This window comes from Peribacillus sp. N1 (assembly GCF_054600815.1).
In genome coordinates this window covers 303,194-325,995 of sequence record NZ_BAAHZO010000003.1, presented here as the reverse complement: position 1 = coordinate 325,995, position 22,802 = coordinate 303,194, and the positions used below count along the sequence as shown (strand labels likewise).

Annotated in this window: 20 protein-coding genes and 1 pseudogene; 16 read left to right on the top strand and 5 right to left on the bottom strand. The window is 41.8% G+C overall.

Annotated features, from left to right (window positions below):
- Positions 1–44 precede the first annotated feature (44 nt).
- The 4 genes and pseudogenes from ACYP5M_RS14515 to tagH all read left to right on the top strand — a co-directional run bounded on the left by ACYP5M_RS14515 (position 45) and on the right by tagH (position 4,544).
- Positions 45–1,583 carry a glycosyltransferase family 2 protein gene (locus tag ACYP5M_RS14515; RefSeq protein ID WP_459735187.1) on the top strand — a complete coding sequence of 513 codons (1,539 nt, stop codon included), beginning with the start codon at positions 45–47 and terminating at the stop codon, positions 1,581–1,583.
- Positions 1,584–1,722: 139 nt separating this feature from the next.
- Positions 1,723–2,928: pseudogene (locus ACYP5M_RS14510) on the top strand (CDP-glycerol glycerophosphotransferase family protein); the annotation flags it as partial.
- A gap of 3 nt (positions 2,929–2,931) precedes the next feature.
- On the top strand, positions 2,932–3,729 hold the full coding sequence (locus ACYP5M_RS14505; protein ID WP_101223780.1) for an ABC transporter permease: 798 nt from the start codon (positions 2,932–2,934) through the stop codon (positions 3,727–3,729).
- Between the two features lie 17 nt (positions 3,730–3,746).
- Positions 3,747–4,544, top strand: coding sequence for a teichoic acids export ABC transporter ATP-binding subunit TagH (gene tagH, locus ACYP5M_RS14500; RefSeq protein WP_101223779.1), 798 nt, complete (start codon positions 3,747–3,749; stop codon positions 4,542–4,544).
- A 37-nt stretch (positions 4,545–4,581) separates the two neighbouring features.
- On the opposite strand, the gene ACYP5M_RS14495 is transcribed toward tagH, so the two are convergent.
- Genes ACYP5M_RS14495 through ACYP5M_RS14485 form a run of 3 tightly spaced genes read right to left on the bottom strand, consistent with a single transcriptional unit; the run spans position 4,582 to position 8,734 of the window.
- Positions 4,582–5,748 carry a glycosyltransferase family 4 protein gene (locus tag ACYP5M_RS14495; RefSeq protein ID WP_101223778.1) on the bottom strand — a complete coding sequence of 389 codons (1,167 nt, stop codon included), beginning with the start codon at positions 5,746–5,748 and terminating at the stop codon, positions 4,582–4,584.
- Positions 5,749–5,772: 24 nt separating this feature from the next.
- Positions 5,773–7,299 carry a murein biosynthesis integral membrane protein MurJ gene (gene murJ, locus ACYP5M_RS14490; RefSeq protein ID WP_434168117.1) on the bottom strand — a complete coding sequence of 509 codons (1,527 nt, stop codon included), beginning with the start codon at positions 7,297–7,299 and terminating at the stop codon, positions 5,773–5,775.
- Between the two features lie 4 nt (positions 7,300–7,303).
- Positions 7,304–8,734 carry an O-antigen ligase family protein gene (locus ACYP5M_RS14485; protein WP_434168116.1) on the bottom strand — a complete coding sequence of 477 codons (1,431 nt, stop codon included), beginning with the start codon at positions 8,732–8,734 and terminating at the stop codon, positions 7,304–7,306.
- A 111-nt stretch (positions 8,735–8,845) separates the two neighbouring features.
- On the opposite strand from ACYP5M_RS14485, the gene ACYP5M_RS14480 reads away from it, so the two are divergent.
- From ACYP5M_RS14480 to ACYP5M_RS14470, 3 genes are all read left to right on the top strand, one after another.
- Positions 8,846–9,589 (top strand): WecB/TagA/CpsF family glycosyltransferase, encoded by a 744-nt coding sequence (locus ACYP5M_RS14480; protein ID WP_434168115.1) that lies wholly within the window; start codon positions 8,846–8,848, stop codon positions 9,587–9,589.
- 18 nt (positions 9,590–9,607) lie between these two features.
- On the top strand, positions 9,608–10,711 hold the full coding sequence (locus tag ACYP5M_RS14475; protein WP_230176141.1) for a glycosyltransferase family 4 protein: 1,104 nt from the start codon (positions 9,608–9,610) through the stop codon (positions 10,709–10,711).
- A gap of 88 nt (positions 10,712–10,799) precedes the next feature.
- On the top strand, positions 10,800–11,909 hold the full coding sequence (locus tag ACYP5M_RS14470; protein ID WP_452444717.1) for a glycosyltransferase family 4 protein: 1,110 nt from the start codon (positions 10,800–10,802) through the stop codon (positions 11,907–11,909).
- A 164-nt stretch (positions 11,910–12,073) separates the two neighbouring features.
- Here ACYP5M_RS14470 and ACYP5M_RS14465 read toward each other — a convergent pair whose 3' ends face one another.
- Together ACYP5M_RS14465 and ACYP5M_RS14460 are read right to left on the bottom strand one after the other, a co-directional pair.
- Positions 12,074–13,096 carry an LCP family protein gene (locus ACYP5M_RS14465; protein ID WP_101223773.1) on the bottom strand — a complete coding sequence of 341 codons (1,023 nt, stop codon included), beginning with the start codon at positions 13,094–13,096 and terminating at the stop codon, positions 12,074–12,076.
- A 178-nt stretch (positions 13,097–13,274) separates the two neighbouring features.
- Complete coding sequence (locus ACYP5M_RS14460; protein ID WP_402943445.1) at positions 13,275–13,910, bottom strand: YigZ family protein; 636 nt, start codon at positions 13,908–13,910, stop codon at positions 13,275–13,277.
- 615 nt (positions 13,911–14,525) lie between these two features.
- Here ACYP5M_RS14460 and ACYP5M_RS14455 point away from each other — a divergent pair.
- The 9 genes from ACYP5M_RS14455 (at position 14,526) to flgK (ending at position 22,794) form a co-directional block, all read left to right on the top strand.
- Complete coding sequence (locus ACYP5M_RS14455; RefSeq protein WP_101223771.1) at positions 14,526–15,668, top strand: sensor histidine kinase; 1,143 nt, start codon at positions 14,526–14,528, stop codon at positions 15,666–15,668.
- Positions 15,669–15,715: 47 nt separating this feature from the next.
- The gene (locus ACYP5M_RS14450; protein ID WP_101223770.1) at positions 15,716–16,399 is read left to right on the top strand and encodes a response regulator; all 684 of its coding nucleotides are present in this window, start codon (positions 15,716–15,718) and stop codon (positions 16,397–16,399) included.
- A 193-nt stretch (positions 16,400–16,592) separates the two neighbouring features.
- Positions 16,593–17,435 carry a DegV family protein gene (locus tag ACYP5M_RS14445; RefSeq protein ID WP_452444685.1) on the top strand — a complete coding sequence of 281 codons (843 nt, stop codon included), beginning with the start codon at positions 16,593–16,595 and terminating at the stop codon, positions 17,433–17,435.
- Positions 17,436–17,561: 126 nt separating this feature from the next.
- Positions 17,562–18,953, top strand: a complete 1,392-nt coding sequence (locus ACYP5M_RS14440; protein WP_452444716.1) for a DEAD/DEAH box helicase — start codon at positions 17,562–17,564, stop codon at positions 18,951–18,953.
- Positions 18,946–19,638, top strand: a complete 693-nt coding sequence (locus ACYP5M_RS14435; RefSeq protein WP_452444684.1) for a ComF family protein — start codon at positions 18,946–18,948, stop codon at positions 19,636–19,638. Before ACYP5M_RS14440 ends, ACYP5M_RS14435 begins: the two co-directional genes overlap by 8 nt.
- 98 nt (positions 19,639–19,736) lie before the next feature.
- Positions 19,737–20,156 carry a TIGR03826 family flagellar region protein gene (locus ACYP5M_RS14430; RefSeq protein WP_230176145.1) on the top strand — a complete coding sequence of 140 codons (420 nt, stop codon included), beginning with the start codon at positions 19,737–19,739 and terminating at the stop codon, positions 20,154–20,156.
- Between the two features lie 219 nt (positions 20,157–20,375).
- Positions 20,376–20,639, top strand: coding sequence for a flagellar biosynthesis anti-sigma factor FlgM (gene flgM, locus ACYP5M_RS14425; RefSeq protein ID WP_230176146.1), 264 nt, complete (start codon positions 20,376–20,378; stop codon positions 20,637–20,639).
- Between the two features lie 76 nt (positions 20,640–20,715).
- On the top strand, positions 20,716–21,204 hold the full coding sequence (locus ACYP5M_RS14420) for a flagellar protein FlgN (RefSeq protein ID WP_452444683.1): 489 nt from the start codon (positions 20,716–20,718) through the stop codon (positions 21,202–21,204).
- Between the two features lie 30 nt (positions 21,205–21,234).
- Entirely contained in the window at positions 21,235–22,794 is a 1,560-nt protein-coding gene (gene flgK / locus ACYP5M_RS14415; protein WP_452444682.1) for a flagellar hook-associated protein FlgK, read from the top strand.
- Positions 22,795–22,802: the final 8 nt, after the last annotated feature.

The following is a 22,802-nucleotide window of genomic DNA, read 5'->3' as shown; positions in this document are numbered from 1 at the left end:
AAACGTCTATGTTACCTCTAGACATAAAAGGAGAGAGGAATCGTATGAATTTCTTGGTACGTCAAAAAGCGAGGGAACTTTTAAAGAGCGGTAATATTCAATTGAAAAATAGTCCTGTAAGCTTAAGAAATAAATTTTTAGGAAAAGAAAAAAAAGTCACGGTAGTCACTGCTGCATATAATGCTGAAAAATTCATCAGAAAAACGATTGAATCAGTAATCAATCAAACCATCGGTATTGATCAGATTGAATACATCATTATTGATGATTGTTCGACAGATGGCACCAATAAAATCATTCAAGAGTATGCAGCCAAATATAAGAATATCTGTTCAGTTACCCTTCAAGAAAATAATGGGTCACCCGGGACTCCGAGAAACATTGGAATAGAATTGGGAACATCCAAATATATAACTTTTTTAGACGCGGATGACTGGCTTGCACATGATGGATTGGAAAGCCTCTATAACATCCTGGAGGAAACCGGTGATGATTATGTGGTGGGCAAAACGGTAAAAGTAGAATCCGGGTCAGAGAGCGTCATCGGTGAGTTTGCTTCCATTAAAGAAAGAAGAAGCATCACCCCTCTGGATGTTCCGCACTTTTTTTATCATATGGGTCCAACGGCAAGGATGATGAATCTGCCTATGGTTAAAGAAAATGAAATTGGTTTTCCGAATATGAAATTCGGTGAGGATAAATGGTTTTTTACTGATGTTTTCTTTAAAGTTAGAGCAGTATCAACTACTAAAAAACCTATTTATTATGTCAATAGAACGTCTGAAAACCCCTCTTCTTTAACACGTGTCACGAATGTGTTGGACAAAAGGAAAGCGGATATTGAAATAATAAAGTATATTCAATCCAAGGATATTGCCATTGAATTGAAAAAGGTGGCTCTTAACCGGATTTATGAGTACGATATTGTAAAAACGTTCGACAGTCAAACCTTTGTGAAAGCCAAGAATAAAGAAGATTTTATAGAAATATTAAAGGAAGCTGTCGAAACAGCGAAAAACTTGTCATATGACTTCAAGAATGAATTTAAAGTACCTATTTATAAATTGGCACTTGAATTATTCATGGAGGATCGTGTTGATGATTTCATAAAGTTGTTTGAATGGTTAAAGCGAGATTCCAATAAAAAATATCATATAAAAGATGGTTTACCTTATTACGAACTTCCATTTCTGGAAGGTGAATATCGCTTTGTCAGGATACCGATGCTTGCCCGTGCACTGGATTCTTATATTATGGATAATGTCTACCACCAAAGGTTTGAGATTTATGGTGATGATATAAACAACATAGATTCTGTATTGATACGTGATAGGACAAGAATCGACAATGAAATCAATTGCGGAGTTCAAATAGAAGGTAATAGAGGCCATTTCACTGTTTCATTGGATGAAATTGATAAAATGGAAAAGTCCTTATTTACGTTGTTCATTCGCTACAATGATTATCAATTGGTGAATATTAAAAGGATCCTGAAAAATAAGATGACGTATAATAAGAAAAATGTGGAGTTTTATACAACAGTGGCAAATAATTTGGGACTGGCAATAAAGTCTTTGGAGTAGCTGTTAGAAGCACACCAAAAATAAGCTCTCCCTTCTATTGGGCGAGCTTATTTTTAATTCGATTTATTAACATGGTTCACTTATCATTAATCAATAAAAAGGGAGATCGGATATGTCAAATGAAAAAATACAAACCTCAAAGAGACCTTCCTTTCTATCGCTAGTTAAAAATAAGGCTAAAGCAATTATTTTAAGAGGATATAAAATGGCCTTTGCATTGGTGGGGACAGTATTGCCAGTGGACCGGAAGCTGGTTATTTTTGAGAGCTTTTTGGGCAAGCAGTATAGCTGCAATCCCCGGGCGATTTATGAATACTTGCAGAGTAACCATCCTGAATATAAAATGTATTGGAGCGTAGATAAAAGATATACAGCTCATTTCGAAGAGGCAGGCATCCCATATCTCAATCGCTTTTCATTTAGTTGGTTGCTCAAAATGACAAGAGCCCAGTATTGGGTAACGAACAGCAGGCTCCCGCTTTGGATTCCGAAGCCGAAGCACACGATCTATCTGCAAACGTGGCATGGTACTCCATTAAAGAAACTTGCGGCGGATATGAATGAGGTTCATATGCCTGGAACAACGACGGATAAATATAAAGAAAATTTCCATGCCGAATCAAGTAAATGGGATTATTTAATTTCACCGAACGCTTATTCAAGTGAAATTTTTGCACGTGCCTTCAATGTCGATACTGCTAAAATTCTGGAAACCGGTTATCCTCGCAATGATATACTTTACAATGGGAATAATCGTGATACAATCGACTCATTGAAACAGAAGTTGGGTATACCAATAGAGAAAAGGATCGTTTTATATGCACCAACTTGGAGGGACGATGAGTTTTATAGCAAGGGAAAATATAAGTTTGAAATAAAACTCGATCTGAATCGAATGAAACAGGAATTGGGGGAGGAGTATGTCATTTTGCTCCGTCTTCATTACTTGGTTTCCGAGAACTTGGATTTATCGGCGTATCAAGGATTCGCTTATGATTTATCCAGTTACGAAGATATTAGTCATTTGTATCTTATTTCGGATTTATTAATAACTGATTATTCCTCCGTATTCTTTGATTACGCAAATTTACAGCGTCCGATGCTTTTCTATGTATATGATATTGAAAATTACAGGGACAAGCTTCGCGGTTTTTACTTTGATTTCGAAAAGAGTGCACCTGGTTTGTTAGTCAAAACATCTGATGCGGTCATTGATAGTATCAAGACGATGAAATATGAAAATACCAATGATATCAATCATTTTCACGAGCGGTTTTGTGCACTCGAGGATGGCCAGGCTTCACGCCGTGTCGTAGAAAAAGTGTTTTTAGGAAGGTCTGTGTAATTTATGAGTTCAGCTTTGACCGTTTTAAAAGAACAAATCAATAATTTTTATTTGGTAAGGCGTTTATCTGTTTATGAGATGAAAAGTGCCAACAGCAATAACTACCTGGGAGTCTTATGGGAAATCATCAATCCAATGATACAGATTGCGATTTATTGGTTTGTATTCGGATTTATAATCTTAAATCGCGGGGAAAATTTCCTTCCATGGCTGATGGCAGGGATCGTTGTCTGGTTCTTTGTGAATCCTTCGATAACCCAAACGTCCAAATCCGTCTATTCCCGACTGAATATGGTATCCAAGATGAGCTTTCCGATGAGTGTAATTCCATCGTACGTCATCTTTGCCAAGTTGTATCAGCATCTCATGCTGCTGGGAGTCATCATCATCCTATTAGGTTTTACTGGATACCTTCCAACAGTTTATATCATACAACTGCCGTATTATGTTGCCGCGACGGTCTTGCTATTATTTTCAATTGGGTTAATCTCTTCAACATTATCAACCATTATTCGTGACGTTCATAATATAATCGTGTCCTTAATGAAAGTCTTGTTTTATTTAACACCAATCCTTTGGGTATTGGATGCTAAGGAGCACCCTATCATACTAAACATCATGAAGCTGAATCCGCTATATTATATTGTGGAAGGGTATCGGGCTTCATTGTTGGGGGAATCATGGTATCTAATAGCGCATTGGGAATATACCCTTTATTTCTGGGCAGTCGTTATCATCTTATTTTTGATAGGTTCCTCGCTGCATGTCAGGTTTAGAGATCGCTTTGTTGACTTTAAGTAAACTGGAAGTGAGAAAAATTGGAAAAATCGGTAATTGTCAAAGATATAACGAAAAAATATAAATTATATAATAAAAACTCGGAAAAATTATTGGATCTTCTTTTGCCCAAAAGCTATGGGGAAGAGTACTTTGCTCTGAGGAATGTAAGTTTTGAAGCGGAAAAGGGCGATGTAATAGGATTTGTCGGGGTCAACGGGTCAGGTAAGTCCACATTGTCCAATATTATCGCCGGCATCATCCCACCCACGGACGGAAATGTCCAAACTAACGGGAAAACGGCTTTGATTGCCGTTGCATCGGGCCTGAATAATCAGTTGACGGGCAGAGAAAACATAGAACTGAAAATGCTGATGCTCGGATTCGATAAAAATCGGATCAAAGAACTTGAGCCTGAGATCATTGAGTTTTCGGAACTTGGTAAGTTCATTGACCAACCGGTGAAATCCTACTCAAGCGGCATGAAGTCCAGGCTTGGTTTTTCCATTTCCGTGCATATCGATCCAGATATCCTGATTATTGATGAAGCCTTATCAGTCGGGGATAAAAACTTTGCTGAGAAGTGTTTAGAGAAAATGAACGAATTTAAGGCAAAAGGAAAAACGATGTTCTTTGTCAGCCATTCAATCGGTCAGATGAAGAAATTTTGCCAAAAGGCTTTATGGCTTGAATATGGAGAGTTAAAGGCATATGGTGCCATGAACGAAGTAATGCCGCAATATGAAGCATTCTTAAAAGAATATAACGCCATGTCTAAACAAGAACAGAAAAAATACCGTGAAGAACAAATGAAAAGGCGCAGTTCAGCACTGGTATGAAAGTGAAAAGCAGACCCGGGCTACGGGTCTGCTTTTTTTAGTTAAGCACTTTTTCATAAGCTTTCTCAAACCGCTCGGCAGCTGAAAGGTGGGAGTATTCGCTTTCCATTTTATATCTTGCTTTCGCAGCTAAATTTGCTGCATATTCAGGATCATTAAGCAGGTTGGAGATGGCTTGTGCAAGTGCGTCTTCATTTTTTTCCGCTACTAACAGACCATCTTCTCCATCAATGAGAATCTCCTTTAAACCTCCGATTGCACTTGCGATGACGGGTGAGCGGCAACTCATCGCTTCTAAGGCAGAAATGGAAGTCGCTTCTTCCACCCCGTGGGAATGAACGCTTGGGATGAGTACGATGTCCGATGCTTCATAGAGGTTATGCATTTTCTCGAACGGCACTGAACCGAGAAAAAGTACGGAATCTGATATTTTGAGCCTGGCTGCGGTTTCCTCGAGCCGGCTTCGCTGTTCACCCGTCCCTGCATAGACCAATACTGTTTCAGGATGGTTTTCCAGCACCTCCGGCAGAGAAAGAAGCGGGTATATGACACCGTTCTTTTCCGTCATTCTTCTCGGAACGAAAAGCATCTTTTTATGTAGCGGTATTTGAAAGTCCCGGCGAGTTTGCTCCCGCTTTGCGCTTTCGGGTTTGAAAGCAGACACGTCAATGAAGTTCTTGATCGTATCCGCTTCTATATGTGCCAAATGATTGATATAGTCTTTGATCCTTTGATCGACCGTCACTACTTTTGCAGCGGACTGATAAGCTTTCCTTTCTAGTTCGCGAATGATCAAATCTTCTTCACTATCCGGAAGAAGGGCGCCCCTGCTGACTGCCTCGAATGAATAATACCCATGGACGGTTTGCACCGTCGGTATCCCGGATTCGATGGAGGCAAGCGTTGCGAAAATGTCTTGAGCATTAATGACATCATAGTTCTTTTTCAAGGCTTTAATAGATGAAGCCAACAATTTTTGGCGTTGCCGGTCATTGAAAAGCTGGCCGCTACCCTGTTTTACTTTATTTAATAAAAATCCTGGGGCCTGGGCGAGCATTTTCCTCTTGAAAGGGTGTAATTGAGAGAAAGATAAAATGTCCACATTATGGCCCCGTGAAATTAACCCCTTTTTTAACGTAGTGATATGACTCGATAGCCCTCCTTCATGAGGGTAGTTGAAAATCGTTGTGATTAAAATGTCCATAGTGGCACTCCTTCTTCTAATGCATTAATTTGATGATCTGATTCTTTTCAGAGCTTGCAGGCTGCTTACTTTAAAAAGAATGGATAATGCGAGATATAGTCCGAATACTAGCAGCGATATGAACACTAATTCCATGATGATGGGCAACTTTAGGGTAAGCGGGTGGACCCAGAGAGCCATTCCGTAAATGACGGTTCCGATGATGGTAAGCTTGCTGCTTTCCTGAAAAACATCCCTGAAAGCGGCCTTGTCCGCTCTTGCTGTCTTCAGCCATAGGTAGACGAAAAGGTAGAGAGATTGCAGGAGCATGGAAATACCCGATGCTAAAGCGATTCCGCCGACGCCGAGATAACGTGATAGGACCCAGCTGAGCAGGACGTTAAGCAATACGGCAATCAAGCAGGAATACATCGCCACTTTCGTTTTCTTCAAGGCGTAGAAAGCGTTCATCAAATAATCCCTCAGTGCAAAGAATGGGAGGCAGGCAGAATAAAAGACGAATGCCCTATAAGTCATTTCGGTTGCTGAAGCATCGAAAGCCCCGCGTTGGAAAGCCAGAGTGATTAAGCTGTTTCCGCTGATTAACATGACGACCATGAACGGAATCGCTAAAAATAACAGCGATTTCAACCCCTTTAAGGTCAAATTAAGGAAAGATTGATAGCCTATAAGCGCGCGCTCGACGATTGAAGGGTACAATACGGTAATCAGCGGCGTGAGGACAATGCTTAATGGCAGCCAAAGCAGGCGATTGGCATAGTTCAAGGCCGAGACGCTTCCGGTTTCGAGCGAGGTCGCAATAATCCGATCGACGACACTATTCAACTGGATCGCCAAAGCGGCGATAATGATTGGATAAAAGGTGTACAGTGTTTGTGCGATCTGCCGTTTATGAGGCAGGAAAGAGACGATGGGCCGGATACCGTACTGCTTCAATGATGGGTATTGGATAAGGAACTGGCTTGCTGCACCGAGCACAAACCCCCAAGCCAACCCTTCAATCCCAAACGGAGCAGCCAACAATACGGTAGCTGCGATAATTACCGTGTTTTGTGCAGTTGAAGTGAGTGCTGGCAGAATAAAACGCTTATTCGCATTGAGGACCCCCGTCGCCATGTAAGAAAGCGTGAAAAATAGTAAACTTGGCAGCATGATCCGGGTCAGTGACTCCGTCAGGACCAGTTCCGAATCAGAGAAACCCGGGGCCGTCAACACGACGAGCGGCTTTATGAAAATCATGCAGGCAATGGTCAGGATTCCGGCAACCAGCATAAAGAAAGAACCTAAAACACTGATGAATTCATCAGCTTTCAACGGGTTATCCGCCTTCTTTTCCAAGTAAATGGGGATAACGCCGGCCTGAAGACCGCTGCCGATAGCCGTAAAAAGAATGGTTGGTATAAGGCTTGCCACGAAAAAAACATCTGCCATCGATGATGCCCCGAAATAGGCGGCTATGATCGATTCCCGCCCGAATCCGAGGACTTTTCCAATGGCAGCAATAATAGTGACGAGCCCGACCGATTTAATGACATGTGAAAGAGTAGGCATATTTTCAATCCTTTAATATGATGTCCTTCTGTAAACAGAATCCTAAACAACTATAAAATATCAGCGTAAACATTTTATCTTCGAGAATATTGTAGAAAAGTCCTGCTAATAATGCGGCCAACATCAGGCAGATGGTGAACGCTGCCAAAGTGCCATTTTCCGATTTCAGGATTGTACGGCAGGTGAAAAAGATGAATGCAAGAACCGCAAGAAAGCCCAGCACACCAGTTTGCACCAGAATCTGGATATATTGATTATCGGTATACATCCTTTCACCAATTTGATATTCCCGATAAATTGGTGAGGAAAAGGATAGTGTGGCAGAATCTCCGAAGGTTGCTAACCCTGTACCGATTATCGGGTGATCTTTGAAAATCTCAATTCCCTTGATCAGGACATATAACCGGCCCCACTCTGTACTCTGGTGCAGTGTCTTATCAGAGAACATATCTGAAAAACGATTGGAAAGGGCATGTTCGTGTTCAGTAGAGGGGGTGCTGCCGATTATCACATTTTCCATGGGAATCGATGCGGACACCTCCACTTTACTTGATGCAAATAAAGCTGGGTAATAAATAAGAAGCAGGCCGAGACAAAATGCTCCTACAGCATATTTGAAAAATGGTTTATTTCTGGTCCATATCATAAAGACAAGCGCCGCGAACCCGAATGCAATCATCGTGCCCCGTGAATAGGTAAGCAGTAACGTTCCGGAAAACAGGATGGCAGCAAGAAAGACGATCCATTTATATTTTTTCATCGACTGAAATAGAAAGAAACTAAGGAATAACTGAATGCTTAAGAATAAGGCGAATACATTGGGATTGGCAGGTGCTCCATAAATCCTCATCCGGTTTGTCGGCGAAAGATTCCACATTTCCCATGAGTGTGGAAGCAGGATCGTACGAGAAAAGATTTTCTCCACTATGCCATGCAGGCAAAGTAAGATTGTAAATATTAGCATTACCTTCAAAAAGCGAAAGATATCCTTTCTTTCTAGATTTAATTCACCGATAATGTAAAGAAGCAAGAATGTGATAAGCAATGCACGAAGTTCAAATATGATGGGGAGGATTCCCACTCCGTTCATGAGTGCAGCTGCGGCGCCAATTAAACAAAACAACCAAAATGGCGCAGTAAAATGATATTTCGAAAATTGCCATTCGTTCTTTTTGAATCTTTCAATAAGCAAAGAAATGAATAAGGTGAGGATGATCAGGTCACCTGTATAGGTTAAGCCGCTATTCAGTTCCATAAATAAGGGACGGGCAGGGAAATAAATGAATAGAATTAATAACAGGTTTTTTTTATTTATACCGATAAAAACGAGCATCAACGCCGTTGCCAAGTAACCGGCGATAGGGTGAGGCACTGCAGATGGGACGAGCAGGCACAGTAATAGAATGGGTAACGATTGTTTTTCTAGAAACTTCAATTGATTAACCACCTTTGAATCAAAAATCACGTTCTATGATGTGTATGAAAAAATTTCTTGAATAATACCCCACCCTTTAGATGTATAGTACATATGAAAGGCTGAAGTGAAATGACAGAAAAGTTTGTTGAGATACTATCCATACCATTCATTGATAGCAATATGGATGAATTCATGAATGGAATGATATATCCAAGATTGATGAATCAGGAAAAAACGTTTGTCGTTACGGCAAATCCGGAAATAGTTGAGTATGCAAATGAACATCAGGATTATAAAGACATAATTTTATCTGCTGATTACATCACTCCGGATGGCGTTGGTATTATTATGGCCTCTAAATGGCTAAATCAACCTTTACAAGAGCGGATTACAGGATTCGACTTGATGAATGAATTATTTCGGGTCGCTGATGAAAGAGCGCTCAAGGTATACATGCTTGGAGCGGAGGAAAACGTGATTGAAGCGGCGGCCCTGAAAGTAAAAGAACTATACCCGGGTCTCGAGTTGGTCGGATACAATCATGGTTACATTGATATCAAGGATGATACCCTGCCTAAGTCGATAGCGGAACTTGAACCTGACATCATTTTGACTGCATTGGGGTTCCCTAGGCAGGAAAAATGGGTTTCCAGGCACTATGAGTTATTCAATAAAGGGTTATTCATGGGAGTTGGGGGGAGCTTTGATGTACTTGCGGGTAAGGTGAACCGCGCCCCGGTTTTCTGGCAAAAGATGCGTCTTGAATGGTTGTACCGACTTATCCAGCAACCTTCACGGTGGAAACGGATGCTTGCACTGCCAAGATTCGTATTAAAGGTTAGGCGATTGAGGAAATCGGTGCAGCGTTCCTGAACATAAGGAGTGGACTGGATGAGGATCTTGCATTTAAACGCCGGTAATGAAACCGGCGGCGGTATGTTTCATATAATGTCCTTACTGAACCAATTGAATAAAGAGGAGTGTTTGCTTGGTTTATTTGAAGATGGTGAACTTTACCGGCGGGCCATGTCCTCTGGGATACAAACCGAACTTTTCAGGCAACATTCCAAATATGACCTTTCAATTTTGAAACCTTTAAGGGACTTTATCCGTCAAAATAATATAGACATCATCCATACACATGGTCCGCGGGCGAATATATATGGTGCCTTTATAAAGCGCCTCGTTAAATGCCCTTGGCTTCTTACTGTTCACAGTTCACCCCATCATGACTTTTTGGGGCAGGGTGTAAAAGGAAAATTGTTTACGGGCCTTCATGTAAGGTCATTTCAATATGCCGATCATATACTGGCAGTTTCCGACCGCTTTAAGCAGGACTTGATTGACCAAGGAATCCATTCGTCCAAAATAACAAAGATCCTAAACGGAATTGACTTTGAAAAGGAATTGCCTTTCCCATTTCAAAGAGAAGATTTTGGGTTTGGGAAAGACGATTTCATCGTCATCATGCCTGCAAGGCTTGAGCCGGTGAAAGGTCATGAATTTGCTTTAGAAGCATTAAGCGAAGTTGTATCAGAGTTCCCCCATGTAAAGCTGTTGCTTGCAGGGGACGGGAGCAGGAGATCCGCTTTGGAAGAGATGGTCTCGGAAAAGGGATTATCAGATCACGTGCACTTTTTAGGGTATCGTGAAGATTTAGATCGAATCTACCCGTTGGGGGACATCACATTATTGACTTCCTTAAGCGAAAGTTTTCCACTGGTTTTACTTGAAGGAGCAAGATCGGGTCTTCCGGTAATCACAAGTAATGTCGGCGGTGTAAAGGAATTGATTCCCGATCGGGGCAAGGGCTGGATTACGGATATCGGCAATGTCGAACAGCTGAAATTGGCCATCTGCAATGCTTTAGAATTAAAAAAATCCGGCAACCTGACAAAGATAGGGGCGGATTTACAAAAATTTGCAAAAAACAACTTTTCTATAGAGATTTTAGCCAATAACGTATATAATGTTTATTTGAGGATGAAAAATTAAAATAAGCATTTATATATAGGTTTTCTTATAGATCGTTACGGGTATTAGATTTTTAGTTGAATTGAGGTGGTTTTTGATGTCGTTCCTGATGTTAATAGGGGCCTTGTTGGTATCCTTTTTATTATCCATTTTTTTGACTCCTTTTGTCGGAAAGCTGGCCTTTAAATTAGGAGCTACCGATAAACCGAATGAGCGAAAAGTGCATAGTAAAGTTATGCCGCGCATGGGCGGTTTAGCTATATTTTTGAGTTTTTTCATTACTTTCTTGCTTTTCATGAATGATTTTTGGGAGAAGTTGCCCCTCATGAATGATTTTTGGGAGAAGTTGCCCCTCATGAATGATTTTTGGGAGCATTTGCCCCTTCTGGTGGGAGCCCTTGTCATCATTTTGATCGGGATGGCAGATGATATTTTTGAATTAAGAGCTGCACCCAAATTCCTGGGCCAGGTTTTGGCTGCCCTCATTATCGTATTATGGGGCGGTCTTGAAGTGGAATTCATCAATTTGCCGTTCTTTATAGATACACTTGAATTTGGTGTTTTAAGTATACCGATAACCATTTTGTGGATTGTCAGCATCATTAATGCAATTAACCTAATAGATGGACTGGATGGTCTTGCAGGCGGTGTCTCAACGATCGCATTAGTGACAATTGCAACAATGGCCCTTATTAAAGGGGACCTATTTGTTGCTATGGTAGCATTGATCGTGATTGGAAGCACTCTTGGCTTTTTGAAATATAACTTTCATCCGGCAAAGATTTTCATGGGAGATACAGGCGCATTATTCTTAGGTTACATCATTGCCGTTCTGTCCCTGCAAGGGTTTAAAAACGTTACGATGATTTCATTGATCGTACCGATCATCATTTTGGGTGTGCCCATTTCGGATACATTTTTCGCGATTATCCGCAGGGTCGTCAATAAACAGCCAATTTCGGCTGCTGATAAATCCCATTTACATCACTGTTTGATAAACTTGGGATTCACTCATAAGCAGACTGTATTGCTCATTTACGCTTTAGCTGCTTGCTTTGGCTTAGCGGCAATAATCTTTCAATTTGCAACAGTGTGGGGAGCTTTGATACTTGTAACGGGACTCCTGCTGATCATAGAAATTTTTGTGGAGAAAATTGGTTTGGTCAATTCAAACTATCAGCCGTTGCTCAAGATGCTTAACTTTAAAAACAAACCATGATCATTTTGGAAATAGATTACTAGATTAGCTAAATTCGCTAGTGTATATATGAAAAGCCACCAACCGTTTAATGATACGGCTGGTGGCTTTTTTGCTCCTAACTGGAGGGGGCGCAAAGATAGCAAAAAAGGAAACCCCCACTCATAAAGAGTGGGGGTTTCACTTTATTCTTGTATTTGTGATTGAACTGCTTCAGTTTGAGTGGCTTCAGCTGGTCCCAGGTTCAAGTGAGATTGAAGCAACAGCTTAGTGTTTGCTAATGATGTTTCGTTCAGCTGATAATAATAGGTTCCGCTAATGGTAGAATCCTGACCTTCAAGTTTGATGGTTTCAAGATTAAGGCCTTTATCGGTAGTTACATATTTTATGAAACCTCTCATTTGTGAGAATTGAAGGTTCGTTGTCATATTGTCACCGACAGCTTCCATTACGTCCGTATATTTCGTTAGTGATCCAGCCGAGGTTGCTTTGGCGATGATGGCTTTCAGGACTTCCTGCTGACGCTCACCACGTTGGATATCACTGTCCTTTTTACGTGTCCGTGCAAACGCTAATGCTTCTTCACCATTAACGGTCTGTATTCCTTCTTCAAGGTGGATGGCATTCTTCTTGTCATTTGAATCCATTTCATTCAATTCATAAGGTACGTCGACTTCGATACCGTCCAATGAATTCACGACATCGATGAAAGCATTAAAGTTCATGCGAACATAATAATCGACAGGGATATCGAGTAACTCCTCAACGGTGTCCATCGTCGCTTTTGGTCCGCCGGCAGCATGGGCAGCGTTGATTTTTGTGGTTACGCCTTTGGCTGGTACGTACACATAGGAATCACGGGGAATGCTTAGTAGTTTTATAGATTTCTGATCTTTATTGAAAGTGGCCAGAATTAAAGCATCCGAGCGTGAGTTGCCTTTAAAATCACGTTCCTTACTATCATCGATTCCGATGAAAAGAATGGAGAAATTATCTTCGAGCGGGTCGATTGCTGCACTTCGCTTTGCTGATGCTTCCACAGGGTCATAGGAATCATTGAATACATTCTGGGCTTTCATATACAGCGTTGCAGCATAAGTAGAAGCACCCAGACCAAGTACCAGCAGGGGAACAAGCAATAACCAAAGCCTCTTTCGCCTTTTTTTCTTTGTTTTTTTAATTTTATAAACACGCCTAGTAGTAGACATCTTTTTCTTCTCCTTTTAAATAACGAACATCAGACATATATCGCTATTTTTCGAATCCTGCAGTTTATATTTCGTCATTTATTACACCTAATTTTACAATGATTTAATAATTTCGTAAAATAAATATTTCTTTTCAATTATATTACAGCATAAAAAAGGAAAAATATGCAGGAGTATATCAGGAGAATTCCTCTTCCAAATAAAGCATTTCTTCCTCAGTGATGTGGCCTTGGCCATTTGTCAGCTCTGTAATCCAAGCGGTATATGTCTCTTTTTGTGTTTCCTCGACATATACAAGGATATTGACCTGATCAAGGTACTGAATTTCCTTTATTTGATAAATGGAAGATCGCAATTCGTTTTCCAATTTTCCAAGCCAGGTGTAGTCGACGGTTGTCGAAATGACACGCATTAGCTTTCTAATGACCACACCAGTGGAATTTATTCCTTCTGAAGTCGCTTTGCTGTAAGCGCGAATGAGACCGCCAGCACCAAGTTTGATGCCGCCAAAATACCGTGTGACCACAACTGCGGTGTCTTTCAGATCCTTTTTCTTAAGCACTTCTAGGATAGGGACGCCTGCCGTTCCGCTCGGTTCCCCATCGTCGAGGGCTTTTTGGATTTGATTTTGTTCCCCGATCATATAGGCTGAACAATTATGTGTAGCATCTTTGTGCTTTTTCTTGATTTCCTGGATAAAGGCCTGTGCGGCATCTTCGGTTTCAACCCGGGCGATGTGGGAAATAAAACGCGATTTTTCAATGACGATTTCATGTTCGCCGCGACCTGCCACCGTTAAATATTGAGTGAGCATTACTATTCCACCTTCGTACTTCCTATTAGTTGATTTATTATAAGGCTTTGCGGAAAAAGTGGCAATGACGATTCATTTACATACCGCATGTGTAAAGAAACTTTAATATAAGATAAAGCTGTACGTGTTATAATTAATTTCATTGCCTGTTATTGTTATTAGCTGGTCATATATGCTTAAAAGAATAACATTGTAGGAAAAACATGGGTTCTGTGCCATTATCCTGGCTTTACCTTAACGTGTCCTCTCTTTTCAAGGATTTTGCCATTTAATAAATGCATCTGTTTCATATGATAATCAATGGAGCGGAATATCCCATTTGATTGAAAAGGATAATTTGTATTAGGATAATAGAAATGGCTTTCTGCCTTTAAAAGGCAGACTTAATGGCCGGGAATATGAGATGTATAGTAAATATGTACATTTTATGGAAATCATAAAAGGAAATTAACGTATTTTTAAACTTTTTTTGGTACAATATGTTCATGAAGGTTACTTCATACAAAAGTTTCCTGAAATTTAACCATTCATGAAAAAGGAAAAGAACTTTTTTCCATATACATAGTCTTTAAGACAATAAATTGTTTAAGTCTTTTGGTAAGTGGAGGGATCTTAATGTCCATAAAAAAGGTTGATGCTAAAGCATTGGACAAGATCTTAGAAACAATGGTGAGCACTGTTAGTGAAAGTAAGGACGAAGTCTTTGATATCGGCGAACAATGCCGAAAGGATTTCGAGTCATTATCAAAAGAGCTTGATGATGTGAAAATCAGGGTTGCCATTGTGATAACCGACAGCGATGCACTGGATTCAAAAGCCAGGTTTGCTCGAAAAAGGCTTTCAGAAGTCAGTATGCACTTCAACCATTTTTCTGAAGAACAGGTACGCGATGCTTATGAAAGGGCACATAAGCTGCAAGTCGATTTACAAATTAACCGGCAATTGGAGAAAGAGCTCCGTAATCGCCGGGATGAGCTTGAGTTAAGGTTAAGGGGTTTACAGCAGACAATCGATAAAGCGGTGCATCTCGTCTCGCAAATATCGGTAGTACAGAACTATTTGACACAGGATCTTAAATTTGTCGGGGAAGCACTTCAAGAAGCGAAACGCAAACAGGACTTCGGCCTGAAAATAATCGAAGCCCAGGAGCAGGAACGTAAAAAGCTCTCACGTGAAATTCATGATGGGCCGGCGCAAATGCTGGCAAACGTCATGATGCGCTCAGATCTGATAGAACGAGTGCAACGGGAGAGAGGCCCTGATGAAGCGTTAGTTGAAATCCGCAGTTTAAAGGTCATGGTAAGGAATGCTTTATATGAAGTGCGCAGAATCATCTATGACCTTCGTCCTATGGCGCTTGATGATTTAGGACTAGTTCCTACCCTCAGAAAGTACCTGCAAACGACCGAAGACTATAATAATGGCGTGAATCTTAATTTCGTCAATCTTGGGCAGGTCAAAAGGCTTCCTTCCGATATGGAGGTCGCTTTATTCAGGCTGGTTCAAGAGGCAGTACAAAATTCATTGAAGCATGCGGACCCAAAACAGATTCAAGTTAAACTGTCCATTTCCAAGGAGATGGTGACCGTTGTCGTCAAGGATGATGGAAAGGGGTTTGACTCTTCGATTCAAAAAGAAGGTTCATTTGGCTTGGTAGGAATGAGAGAAAGAGTCGAGCTACTGGAAGGTGAAATGACGATAGATTCACAACCAGGGGCAGGCACTTTAGTATTTATACAAATTCCCTACCATATATAAACGATAGAGAATAGACTTTTTAAATAGAAACTAGGAGGAAGAAGCCGTTGAAGACTAGTATCATCATTATCGATGACCATCAGCTTTTCCGTGAAGGCGTAAAGCGCATATTAGATTTTGAATCATCCTTTGATGTTGTTGCCGAGGGTGATGACGGAAGCGAAGCTATGGATCTCGTTGAAACACATAAACCTGATGTTGTTATCATGGATATCAACATGCCGAACATGAATGGGGTCGAAGCGACAAAAATGCTCGTGAACCGTTACCCTGAAACAAAAGTCATCATCCTTTCCATTCATGATGATGAAAACTACGTACAGCACGCATTGAAAACAGGAGCACAAGGCTATCTGTTGAAAGAAATGGACGCGGATGCGTTGATTGATGCTGTGCGAGTAGTAGCTGAAGGCGGATCATACCTTCATCCAAAGGTGACCCATAACTTGGTTAAGGAATATCGCCGATTGGCAGCTGAAGAGGGTGCTGATCGTGATTCCGTACATACAATAGAAATCAGGAGGCCGCTTCACCTATTGACTCGACGCGAATGTGAAGTGCTCCAACTTTTAGCGGATGGTAAAAGCAACCGTGCCATCGGTGAAACTCTTTATATCAGTGAAAAAACAGTCAAGAACCATGTAAGTAACATTCTTCAGAAGATGAATGTGAATGACCGTACACAAGCGGTTGTCCTAGCTATCAAAAACGGCTGGGTAGAAGTGAAGTAATTAAAACGATCGATAAGTCCGGCTCTTCAGATTCCGCAATGCGTGCTGAAGGGCTGGATTTTTTTTGTAGGAAGGATGACTAACTGGATTCATATTTTTGGTAATGGAGAAAGCAATTTAATGCAAAAAAAGGCATTTTCAGATAGAATGGTGAGTATGATATGAAGTAAATTTTTATAAGGATGGTACTATTATGAAAACTGCAGTCGTAACAGATAGCACTGCATATATACCTGAGGAAATACGTGATCGTTTACATATACATATGATGCCGCTTAATGTCATTTTTTCCAATGAAGCTTATCGGGAGGAAGTTGATATCACTGCGGATGAGTTTTATGAGGAAGTAAAGAGGCAGGAGAAATTGCCAACCACTTCACAGCCTCCAATAGGGAAGTTTGTCGAGAAGTTCGAGGAGCTGCAAAAAGACTATGATGATGTTATTTCCATTCATTTATCGAGCGGCATCAGCGGAACGTTTCAAGGAGCGGTATCGGCGGGTGAAATGGTCGATGGAATTAAGGTTCATGCCTTTGATTCGGAGATCAGCTGCATGGTACAGGGGTTTTATGTGATCGAGGCGGCAAAGATGGCACTTGATGGTAAAAGTGCAGAAGAAATCATGGCCAGGCTTGAAGAGATGAAGCCATCGGTCAGGGCATACTTCATGGTAGATGACCTTTCCCATCTGCAGCGCGGGGGACGCTTAAGCAGTGCTCAAGCATTGATTGGCAGTTTGCTTCAAGTGAAGCCGGTTCTCCATTTTGTTGATAAGGTCATCGTCCCATTCGAAAAAATCCGTACAAGAAAAAAAGCGATGAAACGGATTGCCGATTTGCTTGGAGAAGACGCGGCGAGCGGCGAGAAATATAAAGCCGTCATCATTCATGCAAAACGGGAAAGTGAAGCTAAAGACTGGAAAGAGGAACTTGAAGCCCGGTTCCCGAATGTCGAGTTCGACATCAGCTACTTCGGTCCAGTAATCGGAACGCATCTGGGCGAAGGCTCGATGGGGATGGGCTGGTATAAAATTTAAGCTATTTAACGCCTTTCCTAAGTGGAAGGTGTTTTTTTTATGAAGCAAAAGGGAATTCGGGAGTAAAAAGCGAATGATAAGGAGGAGCGTGATATATCAAGAAAAGGAGGTTGCAGTTTGGAAAAAATGAGCATTTCCCCGCCATATTCCCCGGAACTTCAGAACCATCTCACCGGAAAACATCTTTTGGCATTCGAAATCCCCTTCTCTCAAGAACTCCTCGCAGAGCACCTCAAGAATGGGTATGTCTCAGAAACTTGCGGCGTGCAATACGGTAACGGCAGTTATCACTGTGTACGCTGCGGTAACAAAGATCAAACTTTGTTTTATACATTCCCTTGCAAGATTTGCGATCAAGATTGCACTTACTGCCGCTCATGCATCATGATGGGACGGGTCAGTGAATGTGCAAAACTATTTAGGTGGACCGGACCCGGCATTCAGTTTCAGATTCCTGACATAGTGATGTGCTGGGAAGGCACTTTATCGGAAGGTCAACAAACTGCCTCCGACCTTGTCGTTGAAGCTGTAAACGGAAAAGGTGAACTCCTGGTATGGGCTGTATGCGGGGCAGGAAAGACGGAGGTCCTATTCCCGGCGATTGAGGCAGCATTGCATGCCGGGAAACGGATTTGTTTGGCAACACCCCGGACCGATGTCGTTCTCGAACTATCCCCTAGGTTAAAAAAAGCCTTTCCTGCCATTGAGGTCGCGACCCTCTATGCCGGCAGTGGCGATCGACATGGATTTTCGCCACTAACCGTTTCCACGACACATCAGCTTTTCCGTTTTATTGAAGCTTTCGATGTCATCATCGTTGATGAAGTCGATGCGTTTCCCTACTCAATTGATGATTCGCTGCATTATGCGGTCAATAAATCAAAAAAGGTTTCTGCGGCAACCATCTACTTGACCGCCACACCTTCGAAACGGATGCAGCGGCTATACCGCAGCGGCAAATTGAAAGCCGTCATAATACCGGCCCGTTATCATCGTCAGCCAATCCCTGTCCCTGAAATGAAGTGGAGCGGCAATTGGCAAAAAATATTTCTTCAAAAAAAGATTCCCCCAGCAATCATCGGATGGGTAAGTGAACGCCTTGAGCAGAACATCCCCTTCCTCTTGTTTTTTCCAAGCATTGAAGTGATGGAGCAGGTCATTCCGCTGTTTCAAATGCTGTCCCCAAAATTATCGATTGTCCACTCCCGGCACCCTGATCGAAAGGAAATAGTAATGGCATTAAGGAATGGCTTGGTTCCAGGATTACTGACCACGACCATACTGGAACGCGGCGTGACTATTGAGCGGTTGGAGGTAGCCGTGATCGGTGCTGAACATGAAGTGTTTTCTGATAGTGCTCTCGTTCAGATTGCTGGAAGGGTAGGGAGGAGTTTTGCTAATCCTGCAGGGACGATCACCTTTTTTCATTACGGTAAAAGTAAAGCGATGGTCGAGGCGGTTCACCATATTCAAATGATGAATAAAGATGCCAAGATAAGGGGGCTGCTCTATGAATAGATGTCTTGTTTGTGATGAAGGAATGAAGCAGGCATTGACATGGAGGAGCTTGCTTAAGCAGGCCGAGGCAAGAGCAGTCTGCGCAAGATGTGAGGGGAAGCTTAATAGGATTACCGGAGAAACATGTACAATGTGTTCAAGGGAGCTTGGTGGGGTTCATATTACCGGTGACCTCTGTCTGGATTGTTCAAGATGGGAAAGGAATAAGGAATGGAGCGGTTATTTGTCGAAGAACATATCGCTATTTCATTATAATGAATACTTAAAAGATATTATTGCTAAATATAAGTACCGTGGGGATTATGCATTAGCTGAGGTTTTCGTCCCTTTTTTGAAAGAAAGGTTAAAGGACATGGAGTTTGACCTGGTAACGGTCATCCCGCTTAGCCATGAACGGCTTACGGAACGTGGATTCAACCAGGTACAGGCCTTGGCAGACCTTCTTGGAATTCATACGGTTGAGATCTTGACAAGAATCCATACGGAAAAACAATCAAAAAAATCACGTCAAGAGAGAATATCATTACCGCAGGTTTTTCAGGTCATGCAGTTAGATTTGCTTGAGCATAAATCAATTTTGATCATCGATGACATTTACACGACAGGCACCACTCTCAGGCATGCAGCAAAGGCATTGATAACGGCTGGGGCCAAAGAAGTATCATCCATCACCCTGGCTAGGTGAAAAAGCTTATTTTAATAAAACATCCTAAAGTATCGCAGGTATTATTCGATATATACAGTACTGAAGAATATCGCTGTGATGGTGAAGGAGGGTCCTCGATGGAAGTATTCAACTGTCCAAGCTGTAATTCGTTATTCGTTATGACTAAATTCCGTGATGTATGCGATGCCTGTTATAAAGAAGAAGAAGACCAATATGATAAAGTGTATGCATATATTCGCAAGAAAATAAATAGAACGGCGTCCATGATGCAGGTGGTTAAGGAAACCGGCGTTGAAGATACGTTAATTATTAAATTTGTGAGAACAGGAAAGCTTAGAATTTCGCAGTTTCCCAATCTAGGAATTCCATGTGAAAAGTGTGGCGCTAACATCAAGAGCGGAAGGCTATGCGGCAAATGCAGCGATTCATTGCGTACGGATTTGCAGGCATTTGAATATGAGGAAAAGCGCCTGACTGAAATTCAAGGAAATGATAAAAAAAATACGTACTACATGAAGGATGATCAAAAAGGATAAATCATGGAAACATGATGCAGTATTTGTTAAAATATTCGATATTGAGAACAAGATTCGACAATGGGTGTCGAAGGAAAGATTACAAGAAACAATTAAAGAAATCCATTCCTTGTCGATAATAACGATAGGGAGAATAACACATTCCAGAGCCATTTCATGTGTTAAGGAATCGAAACATTATGGGATTTATAAAATCGACCGAAGGAGAGGATCTGGAATATGAAAATCAATAACGTCGGTATGACAGGTGTTAACCCTTATAATCTTCAAGCCAATAAAACAGGGAATATCAAGGAATCCAAGGTCAAATCCTCGGATAAAGTTGAAATTTCTTCAGCGGCAAAAGAAATGCAGCAATCGTCACCGATTCTTGCTGCAAGACAAGCAAGAGTGGATGAACTGAAAATCCAAGTTGAAAAAGGAAATTATAAATTGAATGCACAAGCAACGGCTAAGGGTCTCATCGATTTTTACCGGAAATGAATTTTTAATGAAAAAGCTTGAATGAAGAGGACGGAGCCATTTTCCGTCCTTCATTTATGAGTGAGGAGGCAGCAAAATGTCTGCACGGAACATCATCGGATCGCTTGAAAAATTGATCAAGTTTCATAAAAGCTTCAATCAATTGGCGATAAGAAAAACGGCCATTTTGAAAGCAAATGATACAGAGGCAATCACTGCCCTGCTAATTTCAGAACAAAAACATATTAAAGCGATCAGTCAGACGGATAAGGAAAGAGAAAGGGAAGTCGAGGAATTCCTTTCAGCCAATGGAACGGTGGGACAGCCTGCCTCCATCCATACCGTAACGGAACTGACAGGACCTGAAGAAACGGAAATCCTTGAAAGGCTAAAAGCGGAATTGATTGATGAGGTGGCAAAGCTGAAAGAGCGAAACAGTTTAAATCAGCAATTGATCTATCAGTCCCTTCAATTCATCAATGTCTCTTTGGATATTTTGAGGCCGCAGCACCAGAACCTGAATTATGGGGATTCGGTTGGGAAAACGGCGAAAATCGGCATGGGAATGTTTGATTCCAAAGCTTAATAAGCAGAAAAAAGATGGAGGTGTGAGCAAATGATTTCAACCTTTATGGGTCTTGAGACTGCCAAACGCGGATTATCCACCTCTCAAGGGGCCTTGTATACAACAGGAAATAACGTGGCCAATGCCAATACATTAGGATATTCAAGACAGCGGGTCAACCTGGTCCAGACGTCTGGCTTTCCTACTGTCGGTTTGAACAGCCCGCGCGTTGCCGGCCAAATCGGGACAGGGGTGGCTGCTGAAACGGTTCAGCGGATCCGGGACAGTTTCCTGGACGCACAATACAGGACACAAAGTAATAAAATCGGTTATTACGGGGCCATGAGCGAATCCCTGACGAAAATGGAAGGCGTCATGAACGAGCCGACCGACAGTGGATTAGCCGCCACGATGGAGAAGTTCTGGAATTCGCTGCAGGGGCTGACGGCGAATACGGAAAACTCCGGGGCGCGTGAGGTCGTTGCCTCGACGGGCGTCATGGTCGCGGATACCCTAAACTACTACTATAACTCGCTAACGAATGTTCAAACGGATATTGGAAATCAGGTAAGCGTCAAAGCGAACGAAATCAATACGCTAATCAGCAGTATTGATCAGCTTAACCAACAGATCAGCAAAGTGGAGCCGCATGGATATATCCCCAATGACCTTTATGATAAACGTGATGTACTCGTAGACAATCTCTCACAGCTTGTCAGCATTAAAGTGAATAACGTCATTCCGACGGATTACGGCAGAGCAAGCGATGTGGCCACAGGGCTATACAATATCGAATTGATGAAAGAAGACGGTTCGTCTTTTGTGCCGCCCATCAATCTAGTCAGTGTTAACCAAACCGGGATGGTGGGAACTTCGAAAGTTGAAGTTAGCCATGATAAAACGACAGGTATGGTGGATGGATTGAAGTTTGGTTCGAAAACATTGACGGATTACAATTTCTCGGGAGAACTATCCGGTCTGATCAAAAGCTTTGGCTATAAGAAGGCTGATGGCACGATCGCCGGCGCTTATCCTGATATGCTGAAAAAGCTCGATAATATGACGGCTGCTTTCGTGAATGAATTCAATGCCATCCATAAACAAGGCTATGCCCTGGGTGATGACAGCACTTCCACATTGAACTTCTTTGAAATCGAACCGGGTAAGAGTGCCGCCCAAAGCATCAAGGTGAATGGTGAAATCGTTAAGGATCCCACAAAAATTGCCGCAGGCGGTAAAAGTGGAGGGGCATCCGGTGATAATGAAAACGCCAAACTCCTGGCTGACCTTAAAAAGAAGGCGTTCAGTGAGTACTCGACTAAAGACCAAAACTCCGACGAATTGACGGGTAGCTTCGACACCTATTATTCCGGTATCATCGGAAAGCTTGGTGTGGATTCCCAAAGCGCCCAAAAGAACCTTTCCAACTCTGTCGTGCTTGCTGCCTCAGTCAATCAAAATAGGGAGTCTGTCAGTTCCGTATCCCTTGATGAAGAAATGACTGACATGATCAAATTCCAGCAGGCATACAACGCATCCGCAAGAATGATGACGATGATGGATGAAATGCTCGATAAAATCATAAACGGAATGGGTACAGTTGGCCGATGATAGGAGGA